Below are 12,349 nucleotides of genomic sequence, written 5' to 3' on the forward strand. Positions count from 1 at the left end.
CTCATTGTAGCACCTGTATCTGGTGAGAGCAAGTTAAGATTGCCGAAAAATCCGCTCTACTTCGGAAATTACCGAAGTCGTTCCCAAGATTACGATGGGATCCGGACAAGAACTTGTCAGAGTCAGTGCCTGTTTCACGGAGTCTGTCCATATCGTGCCAATACCCTCTTCTGCCAATGACTCCTGCTGTTTTGGGGAAAAATGATAATGCGGATTCCCAGACCTGGTGAGAATGATGCGGGCAGCTACATCTTTCATGGACCGGACCACACCGGCATAATCCTTATCCTCCGGAATCCCCACGATAACAGTACAATTCGAAATCCCCAGATGCCGCAGAACTTCTTTTACATTTTCACAACTGGCGGAATGGATGCAGGCATCCAGTAGGACAAACGGATCCGAACTTAGAATCTCCATCCGCCCCGGATGATGGATCGCAGACAGCTGACGGCGAATTTGATTGCACATTGTATCTGAAAATATATCCGGAGTATCGGATTTTCGGCAAAGATCCGCCATGACATCCATACATACAGCAAGTGCAAGTGCACAGTTTTTTGCCTGATGTTCTCCCAATAACGGAATCTGTAAATCCGGATAAATGTTATCTCCAATCACCACATCAAATAGCATGCCGGAATAGGTATAGCGGATATTTTCTGCCTGAAAATCCCGACCGTATATTTTATAGGGAACCTGCATAGCCTCGGCGCGGCGAACCAGAACCTCCAGTACTTCCGGTTCCTGTTCGGCAAAATACACGCACTTCTGCTCTCCGGTGATGACGTGGGATTTATCCTCTGCAATGGCAGCTAACGTATCTCCCAGCTCTCTTGTATGCTCTAAGAAAATCCGGTTGATCACGGCATAGTCGTGACGAATGTTGTTCACATCATCATATTTTGCACCCTTTCCGCATTCAAATACATTGAAATCCGTATGCTTTTCCGAAAAATAAGTCAGTGCCAGGTCCGCCTGAATGCCCATGGGGCTGATACATACCGACTCCGGCAGATCGGAGGCAATGTCCAGAATCTCCGGCTGGATCTGTGCCATCAGACGGCAAAAGCTGACTTCACTGATCATGGTATCATTGACGCGGAAGCGCTCTCTGAAATCCGTAATATGAGGACTGGTCATCAGTCCTACGGTATAATTTGTCTGCAGGATCCGGGAAATCATATTGGCAACGGAGCCCTTTCCTTTGCTTCCGGTGACGACGACACAGGGAGCAATCGATTTCTGCCGGAGCAGAGATCTCGTCAGCTCAGGATGTCTTTTTCCGGCATCCTGAGCGGCATAGTCCTGATGTGTGGCAGCCCGCAGATAGGAAGCATAGACGAAGTCTTCCGCCTCTTTCTGCGTAGTGAATTTATGAAATTCCAGTGGTGTTCCGGAAACATTATTCATAAAAATAAGCATACCTTTCCGTAACCTGCAATTTTATTGATACGGTAGTATCGTATATTTTCGTACACTGTGCAGGTACAAATATGAGATGAGTTCCTTATGCAAAGCCTGATCGTATTGTTTCCATAACTTTTGCTGCAACATTAATACCGGAGGCTTTTTCAATGCCTTCCAGTCCCGGCATAACATTGATTTCGCAAAAATAAGGTTTTTCTCTGCCAAAAAGCAGATCAATTCCCAGAAAATCCAGTCCGGTCTGTTCGTAAATATCTGCGGCTATGGTACGGATGCCGGGTGTGACAGGGTAAGGCTCTACCGAAGCTCCCAGAGCTACATTTGCACGGAAATCCCCCTGGGATCTGCGCTGCATACAGGCAACGGCTTCTCCGCGGATGCTGTAAAATCGCAGATCTCTGCCGTAGCTTTCCGAGATAAATTCTTCGAAGAGCCATTCCTTAGATGAAGGGTAGTTAAGAGAGAGTTCCTCATAAGAAGCTTTATCCCGGATGCAGACGATTTCCTCGCCCATGGAGCTTTCCAGTCCTTTACCGACAAAAGGAAGCCCCAATTGTTCTACAATAGAAGAAAAAGGCAACAGTGAAGTTCCCAGAAGATATTTCGGGATCAGAAAGGCTTCGGAATGAAGCCTTCGTACCTGTTCAAATTTATTAATATAGATGTTATAAGCAGTTAAAGGATTATAGCTTCGGGTGGCAAGTGCATTTATAGCATCCTTTTCCCGTCCCCATTTATAGCGGTTGATGACAAAATCCACGGGTTCCAGTATTTTACCATGATTTATAACACCATGCGGAGAGACCATAGTATCGTGGATCCCTACAATCTGCAGATCCATATCCAGGGCAGAAGCTTCCTGTACCAGACGATTGCAGGTATAAGCGTTGGTCATAGCATTATATTTTTCTATGATATATCCTCTGATAGGCATAAGGCACCTCGTAATTTCAGTATTCTCATGGTTAACATAGCAAAATGTAATCAAAATAGCAAGAAATATAGTTCTTCTATTGAAAAAGGAGCAATATCCTGCGTATAATAAGAGACATAAAAGCCTAAAGTACTACCACAGAATATATTAAGTAGAAACAAAAGAGGAGACATACAATGAAATTACTCGAAGAGCGCATTCGCAAAGACGGTACAGTAAAAGCAGGGAATGTATTAAAAGTAGATTCTTTTCTGAATCATCAGATGGACATTGATCTGTTCAATGAAATGGGAAAAGAGTGGGCGCGTCTGTTCGCAGACCGTAAGATTACGAAGATCCTGACTGTGGAGGCTTCCGGTATCGGCATCGCCTGTGTGGCAGCCCAGCATTTTCATGTACCGGTGGTATTTGCAAAAAAGTCCCAGTCCGTAAATATTGACGGTGAAGTATATTCCACCAAGATCGAATCCTTTACGCATAAGAGAGTATATGACGTGATCGTCTCCAAAAAATTCCTGCATCCGGAAGATCATATTCTGATCATTGATGATTTCCTGGCCAACGGATGCGCACTGGAGGGTTTGATCGACATTGTCAATAAAGCGGGAGCTTCTGTAGAGGGTGTCGGCATTGCCGTTGAGAAGGGATTCCAGAAGGGCGGCGACCTGATCCGTTCCAAGGGTATCCGTGTAGAGTCGCTCGCTATTGTGGAAAGTATGGATGACAAAACAGGAGAGATCACATTTCGATCTTAAGAGTTAGATAAGTTAGATAACTATTCAGAACCACATTCGCAAACGAGTTAATAAAAATTTAATACTTCTCTTGACAAGAAGTCAGACAAATGCTTATACTGACTAATGTTGAGAGAGTACAATAAAGGGGTTGTATGAAGGTGTCATACACCCTTTTTGCGTTGACTCACCGGTTTATCTGCAGATCTGTGCCCGCGCTGCTACATGGATCTGTAATGAAGCAGCAGCGCAGAAAGAGGAGAATTATGAAAAAGAAAGTCGTAAGTTTACTCGCAGCTATGGCTCTCGCAGTTACTGCTCTGGCAGGATGCGGATCCAATAACGCAGCAACCACCGGCACAGATGCGGCGACTGTTACAGCTACTACCGAGGCAGCAGCTACTACGGAAGCAGCTGGCGAAGCTGTCAGTGGTGTAAAGGCAGGTTTTATTTTCCTGCATGATGAGAACTCTACTTATGATCTGAACTTCCTGAACGGAGCAAAGGCAGCTTGTGAGAAGCTTGGCATTGAGTACATGACCAAGACCAACATTCCTGAAGGACAGGAAGCTTATGAAGCAGCTTGTGAGCTTGCTGATGCAGGTTGCAATTTCATTTTCGCAGACAGCTTTGGACATGAGGACTACATCATCGAGGCTGCTAAGGAGTATCCCAATGTTCAGTTCAGCCATGCAACCGGAACCAAGGCTCATACTGAGGGTCTGGACAACTTCCACAATGCATTTGCTTCCATTTATGATGGCCGTTACCTTGCAGGTATCGTTGCAGGCATGAAGCTGAATGAGATGATCGCTAACGGTGATATTACCGAAGATCAGGCTAAGATGGGTTATGTAGGTGCTTATACATATGCAGAAGTTATGTCCGGTTATACATCCTTCTTCCTGGGCGCTCGTTCCGTATGCCCCAGCGCTACCATGGATGTAACCTTTACCGGTTCCTGGTACGATGAGACCGCTGAGAAGGAAGCAGCTAACAAGCTGATCGAGGGCGGATGTGTACTGATCAGCCAGCATGCAGACTCCATGGGTGCTCCTACTGCATGTGAGACCGCAGGTGTTCCCAACGTATCTTACAACGGAAGCACTGAGGCAGCCTGCCCCAATACCTTCCTGGTATCTTCCAGAGTTAACTGGGAGCCTTACTTTGAGTATGCTATTAAATGTGTAGCAGACGGTACTCCTATCGATACCGATTGGTGTGGTACTCTGGAGACCGGTTCTGTGGAGCTGAGCGATCTCGGTGCTGCTGTTGCAGACGGTACTGCAGAAGCAGTAGAAGCTGCAAAGGCTGATCTGATCGCAGGCAAGGCTCATGTATATGATATCACCACCTTTACTGTAGAAGGCAAGACCCTGGACAGCTATGAAGCTGATATCGATACCGATCCTGATTATACTCCCGACCATGAGGTAGTAAGTGACGGATACTTCCATGAGTCCGATGTTGCATTCCGTTCCGCTCCTTACTTCAATGTAAGAATTGATGGAATCAACCTGTTGGATGAGCAGTATTAATTGACTTATTGAAATAGCCCGGACGGCGCAGCGTTTATCGCCGCGCCGCCCTTTTTCTACCTTATGGATCTTTTGTTTGTTGTGGATGGATGAGGTAGAAAAGGGGCGGCCAGTGTGCTTATGCCAGGTATTAGAAGACCTGAAAATTGCAGGTCGTGGATAAATTGGAAAGGTGACTAGGATGGAAAAAGAGACAAAAGTAGCTGCGGTTTCAATGAAAAACATTACCAAGACTTTTGGATCCGTGATTGCCAATGATAAGGTAAATCTGGATATCTATAAGGGTGAGATATTATCACTGCTTGGGGAAAACGGCAGCGGTAAGACGACACTGATGAATATGCTCTCCGGTATTTATTTTCCGGATGAGGGACAGATATTTATTAACGGTAAGGAAGAGGTCATCAAATCCCCCAAGGATGCGTTACGACTGGGAATCGGTATGGTGCATCAGCATTTTAAGCTGATTGATGTACTTTCCGCTACCGAGAATATCATTCTGGGTCTGGAAGGCAGGCTTAATATCAAGGAGGCATCCCGTAAAATAGAGGAGATCTGTGACAAATACGGTTTTGAAGTAGATCCGAAGCAGAAAATCTATGATATGACAGTATCCCAGAAGCAGACCGTAGAGATTGTAAAGGTGCTGTATCGAGGTGCGGATATCCTGATCCTGGATGAACCTACCGCTGTACTGACACCGCAGGAGACAGAGAAGCTCTTTAACGTTCTCCGGAAAATGAGAGATGACGGTAAAGCCATTGTTATCATTACCCATAAAATGCATGAAGTGGAATCTTTGTCCGACAGGGTGGCTGTGCTTCGTAACGGTCAGTATATTGGAAGCATGCTGACAAAGGATACCACCGTTACGGAAATGACCAATATGATGGTGGGACATGCGGTTACTTTGAATATTGTCAGACCGGAACCTGTGAATCCGAAGCCCCGTATCGAAGTACAGGGACTGACCGTACGTAACGAAGAAGGTATCGTTAAGCTGAAGGATGTCTCCTTTACCGCCAATAGTGGTGAGATCCTGGGAATCGCCGGTATCTCCGGCTGTGGACAGAAAGAGCTTTTGGAAGCCATTGCAGGTCTGCAGGTAACAGAAGCCGGCACAATCAGCTATGTGGAAGATGATGGAAGTAAGGAAATGCTGATCGGCAAGGATCCGTTGAAGATCGCAGAGATGGGTGTATCGCTTTCTTTTGTACCGGAGGATCGTCTCGGAATGGGTCTGGTAGGCAATATGGATCTGACCGATAATATGATGTTACGTTCCTTCCGACAAGGACATACACCGTTTACGAACCGAAAGCCTTCCAAACAGCTTGCAACTGATGTGGTAGAAAATCTGGAGGTTGTAACCCCGGGTATCACCACTCCGGTACGCAGATTGTCCGGTGGTAATGTACAGAAGGTTCTCGTTGGAAGAGAGATTGCGTCTGCACCTACCGTATTGTTGACGGCTTATGTGGTACGTGGACTGGATATTAATTCTTCGTATACTATATATGACCTGATCAATGAACAGAAGAAAAAGGGCGTTGCCGTGATTTTCGTAGGTGAGGATCTGGATGTGCTGATGGAGCTGTCCGACCGTATCATGGTATTGTGCGGCGGAGAAGTGAGCGGTATTCTGGATGCGAGAAAGACAGACAAAAATGAGGTCGGTATGCTGATGACCAGAGTAGGAGGCAAAGAACATGAAGGAAAAGAATAAAGAGCCTTTGTTTCATATCGTAAAAAGAGATGCGCTTCCCTGGTATAAATCTCTGGGTATTCGATTTTTGGCAATCCTGCTGGCACTGATCCTGTGCGGTATCATTACGACGATCACCACGGGAATCAATCCTTTACAGGTATATCAGTCCATCGTTCTGGGTGCTTTCGGATCCGTCCGCAAGACCTGGGTCACTTTTCAGAATATAGCGATCCTGCTTTTGATCGCATTGGCATTGACTCCGGCATTTAAGATGAAATTCTGGAATATCGGCGGTGAGGGACAGGTGCTGATCGGCGGGCTGGCAGCAGCAGCCTGTATGATCTGTTTGGGAGATAAGCTTCCGAACGCAGTTGTGATCCTGTGCATGATCGTGGCAAGTCTGGCAGCAGGAGCCATCTGGGGCTTCATTCCCGCATTTTTCAAGGCGAAATGGAATACCAATGAGACGCTGTCTACGCTGATGATGAACTACATAGCTACTCAGTTGGTGGCATTTTATACGATAGTATGGGAGGTTCCCAAGGGATCCGGTAAGATCGGTATCATCAACCAGAACACCAATGTGGGCTGGCTGCCGCAGATCTTCGGTTCCAAATATCTGTTAAGTATTGTAGTGGCAGTAGTGATCACAATTTTCATGTATGTATATCTTAATTACAGCAAGCAGGGATATGAGATCTCTGTTGTGGGTGAGAGTGAAAATACTGCGAAATATGTGGGTATCAAGGTTGAAAAAGTCATTATCCGTACCATGCTGTTATCCGGTGCACTGTGTGGATTGGTAGGTCTGCTTCTGGTAGGAGGCATCAATCATACTGTGACTACCACGATTGCAGGTGGACAGGGATTTACCGCTGTACTGGTATCCTGGATGTCCAAGTTCAATCCTCTGACCATGGTATTCTCCAGCTTCCTGATCATATTCATGGATCGTGGAGCCAGTGAGATCTCTACCAATTTCGGACTGAATCATTCTTACTCCGATATTCTGACAGGTATTATCCTGTTCTTTATCATCGGCTGTGAGTTCTTCATTACCTATCGCCTGCAGTTCCGTAAAAAGGCAGAAAAGGAGGAACAGTAATCATGTGGTCATTTTTACTTGCATTTATTCCGAGAGCAATCGTACAGGGAATTCCTCTGTTATACGGAAGCACCGGTGAGATCATCACGGAGAAATCCGGTAACCTGAATCTGGGAATCCCCGGCGTTATGTATGTGGGAGGTATCTGTGGTGTCATCGGATCTTTCTTCTATGAGAGATCCGCAGGAGACGCGGCGAACATGAATGGGTTTCTTGCCATTGCGATTCCGATGCTCTGCTGCCTGTTAGGATCCCTGTTGATGGGATTGCTGTACTGCTTCCTGACTGTCACCCTGCGGGCGAACCAGAACGTGACGGGTCTGGCAATGACCACCTTCGGTGTCGGCTTCGGTAACTTCTTTGGCGGATCTCTGATCAAGCTGGTGAACAGTGATGTACCTTCCATTGCACTGTCTGCTACCAGCAGTTATTTCAGTAAGTCACTTCCTTTTGCGGGAAAACTCGGCTGGTTCGGCAAGCTGTTTTTATCCTATGGATTTCTGGCTTATCTGGCAGTGATCATTGCGTTTGCGGCATCGTATGTTCTGAGTCATACCAGAACCGGACTGCACTTAAGAGCAGTCGGTGAGGGTCCCAATACCGCAGATGCAGCCGGTATCAACGTATCCCGGTACAAATACATCGCTACCTGCGTGGGATGTATGATCGCAGGTCTGGGCGGACTGTACTATGTAATGGATTATGCCTGCGGTGTCTGGTCCAACGATGCGTTCGGTGACAGAGGCTGGCTTGCCATTGCACTGGTCATCTTCACTATCTGGAGACCGAATATCAGTGTATTTGCTTCTTTCCTGTTCGGTGGTCTGTATATTCTGTATCTGTATCTGCCCACCGGTATCGAGCATATGGAGTATCAGGAGCTGTATAAGATGATCCCTTATGTTGTGACCTTACTGGTACTGGTCATCACCAGTATGCGGAGCAAGAGAGAGAATCAGCCCCCTGCAAGTCTGGGACTGGCGTACTTCAGAGAAGAAAGATAATAATTTTATAGAAAAACGATTAAAAACGGCGTTTTCCGGAAATTTCCGGAGAATGCTGTTTTTTAGTGCACATTTTGGAAAAAACTCACAGAAACTTTAGGAAAACTTTTGATTTTATTTCGGATGGAATTTACCTGTGTCTGTTATGCTGAGATCAATTCAGAGAAAATAAACGGAAGGGAGAAAAAAGATGAAAGTATTGATCACAACAGACTGGTACAAGCCGGCCATCAACGGAGTTGTTACTTCGGTATGCAATCTGCGGGAGGAATTACAGCAAAGAGGACATGAAGTGAAGATCCTGACCTTGTCCCGTACAGCTCGTTCCTACGAAGAAGAGGGTGTGATCTATATGGGTTCCGTGAATGCCGGATATATTTATCCGGGAGCAAGACTTCGGGTGTCCCCGGGACGCGAACTGTATCGCGGGATTATAGAGTGGAATCCGGATATTGTACATTCCCAGTGTGAACTTTCTACCTTTTTCATGGCAAAAAAGATCGCAGAGGAATGTAAGATCCCTCTGGTGCATACTTACCATACTGTATACGAAGATTATACCCACTATTTTTCCCCTTACAAGAAATGGGGCAGGGATATGGTACAGTTCCTGACGCGACAGATCTCCGAGAAGGTGGACAGTATGATCGCTCCCAGCACAAAAATAGAGACATTACTAAAAGACTATGGCATTCATTGTCCGGTATCAGTGATCCCATCGGGGATTGATCTGAGTAAATATGACGCGCAGACCCGGACGGATTCCCGGGAGAGAATCCGAAGAAAATATAAAATGGACCGGAAGACCACAGTGCTTTTATATGTAGGTCGTCTGGCGAAAGAGAAGAATGTGGAAGAATTGCTGGAGTACCAGCAGAAAGTTCAGGAGAGCGGCACAATGCTGATGATTGTAGGCGGCGGTCCTTATTTGGAGACTTTACGGAAAAAGGCAGCAGAACTGGGTGTGACGGAAAGCGTTATTTTTACCGGAATGGTATCACCCGCTGAAGTAGCGTCTTATTATCCGGCAGGAGATCTATTCGTCAGCGCTTCCACCAGTGAGACCCAGGGGCTTACCTATGCGGAAGCACTGGCAGCAGGATTACCGTTATTATGCAGAAGGGATCAATGCCTGCGGGCGGTTGTGGAAGAGGACAAAAACGGCTGGCAGTACCGGACCGAGGAGGAATTCTTGAAAGACCTGAAGAACTGGAAGGAGAAAGAAGACGATGAACACAGAGGAATGTGCAGTTATGCAAAACAGTCCGCAGAAATATTTTCCAAAAAAAGATTTGCGGGAAGTATGGAGCAACTATACCAGCGACAGATCGAAGAAAAACAGGCCGAAAGAGAAAAACACCTGGCAAAGAGCCGTCAATATTGCATCCTGGGTTAGTCTGATCCTCTGTGGAATACTGGCAGTCTGGGGCTATCAGAGCGGCATTTTCCAATCGGTGGAGACCATGCAGCAATTTGTGAACCGCTTCGGAATGATCGGTGCACTGATCTTCGTGTTGATCCAGATCGTTCAGGTGGTGTTTCCCATCATACCGGGTGGCATCAGCTGTCTGGCAGGAGTGCTGCTCTTTGGAGCGGTGCCGGGATTTTTCTATAATTATATAGGAATCTGTGTAGGTTCCTGTATTGCTTTTGGAATAGCAAGAAGTCTGGGAAGACCGGTGCTGTACAAGATGTTTCCCGGAAAAATGATTGAAAAATACCTGACATGGACGGAGCTGAAGGGGAGATTTTTGAAATTATTTGCACTGGCAATCTTCCTGCCGGTGGCACCGGATGATTTTCTCTGTTATCTCGCCGGAACGACGAATATGACATGGAAACAGTTTGTGACAGTCATCTTTCTGGGGAAACCTTTCTCCATTGCGCTGTATAGTCTGGGACTGACGACACTGTTCCAGGTGATTTTCCACCTGGTATAGGAGAGTATACTTATGAAAATTTATATATATAAAGGCGGACTTTCACTGGTGGCAAAAAGCGGTGTCGGCAGCGCCATCCGCCATCAGGAGAAGATGCTGCGAGCAGCAAAAGTGACCGTGACGGACGTCTGGAAAGAGGCGGATATCGTACAGATCAATACCGTATTGCCTGATTCGCCACTGGTGGCACGGCGGGCAAGACGGCAGGGGAAAAAGGTCGTCTATTATGGGCATTCCACCATGGAAGATTTTAAGAATTCTTTTATCGGTTCCAATCTGGCGGCTCCTTTATTCAAAAAATGGATCCGCCATTGTTATAGACAGGGAGATGTGGTTATCACACCAACGGAATATTCCCGGGAATTGTTAATGAAATATGATCTGCATCGGGAGATTTACGCACTGACCAATGGTGTGGACACTGAATTTTTCCACAAAACAGAGCAGGCAGGTGGACGATTCCGGAAATTTTTTCATCTTCCTGTGGATAAAAAGGTCGTGATATCCGCCGGGCATCTGATTCACAGAAAAGGAATCGAGGATTTTCTGGAAATGGCAAAAAGGATGCCAGACATTATTTTTCTATGGTTTGGGGGCGGGAACAATGCATTGATTCCGGCAGAGATCAAAAAGGCTGTGGCAGAGAAGCCGGAAAATGTGATCTTTGCCGGTTTCCAACCGTCCGGGAACCTGCGGGATGCGTACTGTGGTGCGGATGCATTTGCTTTTTTCAGTTATGAAGAGACGGAAGGAATCGTGGTATTGGAGGCATTATCCTGTGAGATTCCTGTGATCGTGAGAGACATTCCGGTGTATGAAGGGTGGCTTACCGACGGCGAGCAGGTGCGCAAAGCCAGTAATCTGGATTCCTACGAGCAGGCAGTCCGAGACATCTTGTATGAAGAACCGCGGGAAAAAGTAAGACGCAGAATCCGGGCAGGCAGGGCACTGGCGGAGGAACACAGCATGCGGGCGACAGGTGAGAAACTGTATCAGATAGAGCAGAAGCTTTTGTAGACATCCCTCTTGCAAATTCAGAGTCTTTATCATAAAATGAGAGTACCTTACAAAGGAGGTGCTTACGATGAACCTTGTAATTACTATCAGTCGAAGATTCGGAACAGGAGCCAGTCTGATCGCACAGGAGCTGTCTGAGAAGCTGGAGGTGCCGGTATATGATAAGGCGTACATAGAGCATGAACTGGATGGTGACAGTTATGCTACGGAAGCGGAGGTTATTAAGGAATTGGCGGAACATCCCTGTATTATTCTGGGACGTTGTGCATCCGAGATCCTGAAGGATCAGCCGAATGTATTTAACGTGTATGTGTGCGCGGATAAGGAAGATCGTATTGAACGTATCATGAAGAAGGAAAGTCTTCCCCACGATGAGGCAAAAGAAATGCTTGAGAAAAATGATGCGGAGCGCGCCGACTATTATTATGAAAATACCGGTAAAGTGTGGGGTGATGTGAACAATTATCATATGATCCTCGATACCACCAAACTGGGAATCGAAAATTGTGCGGACATTCTGATCCGGTATTTTGAGAGAGTGGAAATTATTTGATAGTCCGGAATGCGAATGGACGTTACGATTTCGAGAGTATGCAGTACGAAGAAATCGTTTAGGATATAAATAGAGAATAGATTATAAACAGATGCCCGACACGGACATCTGTTTTTTTGTGAAAAACATTTTAAACATAGTAATAAAATTAATCAATTATAAAACATTATAAAATTAAAAGTATGGTTTTAAATATAACAAAAAATGATATATACAATTGAAAATTTTAATCAAATAATAAAAAGGAATAATCACTGAATAAAATAGCCTTTTTCTTGAATTTATAGGTATATGACAAAAATGTCACATTAAAATACATCAATTAACAAGATAAGAATATATCTTGCTTACAGAAATCATGAGTGTTAAGATAATGCAATCAGATAAG

The 12,349-nt window shown here is 45.7% G+C and carries 11 protein-coding genes; 9 read left to right on the plus strand and 2 right to left on the minus strand.

From position 1 onward, the window contains the following. Positions 1–33: 33 nt before the first annotated feature. Together H9Q77_RS00155 and H9Q77_RS00160 are read right to left on the minus strand one after the other, a co-directional pair. Positions 34–1,413 (minus strand): bifunctional folylpolyglutamate synthase/dihydrofolate synthase, encoded by a 1,380-nt coding sequence (locus H9Q77_RS00155; RefSeq protein WP_249326297.1) that lies wholly within the window; start codon positions 1,411–1,413, stop codon positions 34–36. 97 nt (positions 1,414–1,510) lie between these two features. Further along, positions 1,511–2,362 (minus strand): ATP-grasp domain-containing protein, encoded by an 852-nt coding sequence (locus H9Q77_RS00160; protein WP_249326298.1) that lies wholly within the window; start codon positions 2,360–2,362, stop codon positions 1,511–1,513. A 176-nt stretch (positions 2,363–2,538) separates the two neighbouring features. On the opposite strand from H9Q77_RS00160, the gene H9Q77_RS00165 reads away from it, so the two are divergent. The 9 genes from H9Q77_RS00165 to H9Q77_RS00205 all read left to right on the plus strand — a co-directional run bounded on the left by H9Q77_RS00165 (position 2,539) and on the right by H9Q77_RS00205 (position 11,961). Continuing rightward, complete coding sequence (locus H9Q77_RS00165; protein WP_022153634.1) at positions 2,539–3,117, plus strand: xanthine phosphoribosyltransferase; 579 nt, start codon at positions 2,539–2,541, stop codon at positions 3,115–3,117. 245 nt (positions 3,118–3,362) lie between these two features. Continuing rightward, a complete protein-coding gene (locus H9Q77_RS00170) occupies positions 3,363–4,634 on the plus strand; it encodes a BMP family ABC transporter substrate-binding protein (protein WP_249326299.1) in 1,272 nt (423 codons plus the stop codon). 181 nt (positions 4,635–4,815) lie between these two features. Beyond that, complete coding sequence (locus H9Q77_RS00175; RefSeq protein ID WP_118546983.1) at positions 4,816–6,360, plus strand: ABC transporter ATP-binding protein; 1,545 nt, start codon at positions 4,816–4,818, stop codon at positions 6,358–6,360. Continuing rightward, positions 6,344–7,447, plus strand: a complete 1,104-nt coding sequence (locus H9Q77_RS00180) for an ABC transporter permease (RefSeq protein WP_022153631.1) — start codon at positions 6,344–6,346, stop codon at positions 7,445–7,447. Before H9Q77_RS00175 ends, H9Q77_RS00180 begins: the two co-directional genes overlap by 17 nt. Positions 7,448–7,449: 2 nt before the next feature. Then, entirely contained in the window at positions 7,450–8,451 is a 1,002-nt protein-coding gene (locus H9Q77_RS00185; protein WP_118546984.1) for an ABC transporter permease, read from the plus strand. Positions 8,452–8,641: 190 nt separating this feature from the next. Beyond that, a complete protein-coding gene (locus H9Q77_RS00190; RefSeq protein ID WP_249326300.1) occupies positions 8,642–9,847 on the plus strand; it encodes a glycosyltransferase family 4 protein in 1,206 nt (401 codons plus the stop codon). A gap of 67 nt (positions 9,848–9,914) precedes the next feature. Next, positions 9,915–10,391 (plus strand): TVP38/TMEM64 family protein, encoded by a 477-nt coding sequence (locus tag H9Q77_RS00195; protein ID WP_249326301.1) that lies wholly within the window; start codon positions 9,915–9,917, stop codon positions 10,389–10,391. A 12-nt stretch (positions 10,392–10,403) separates the two neighbouring features. Further along, positions 10,404–11,408, plus strand: a complete 1,005-nt coding sequence (locus H9Q77_RS00200; protein ID WP_249326302.1) for a glycosyltransferase family 4 protein — start codon at positions 10,404–10,406, stop codon at positions 11,406–11,408. A gap of 67 nt (positions 11,409–11,475) precedes the next feature. Beyond that, positions 11,476–11,961 (plus strand): cytidylate kinase-like family protein, encoded by a 486-nt coding sequence (locus H9Q77_RS00205; protein ID WP_148448850.1) that lies wholly within the window; start codon positions 11,476–11,478, stop codon positions 11,959–11,961. Positions 11,962–12,349 lie beyond the last annotated feature (388 nt).

Source organism: Simiaoa sunii, from assembly GCF_014337175.1.
In the GTDB taxonomy this organism is placed as follows: domain Bacteria; phylum Bacillota; class Clostridia; order Lachnospirales; family Lachnospiraceae; genus Acetatifactor; species Acetatifactor intestinalis.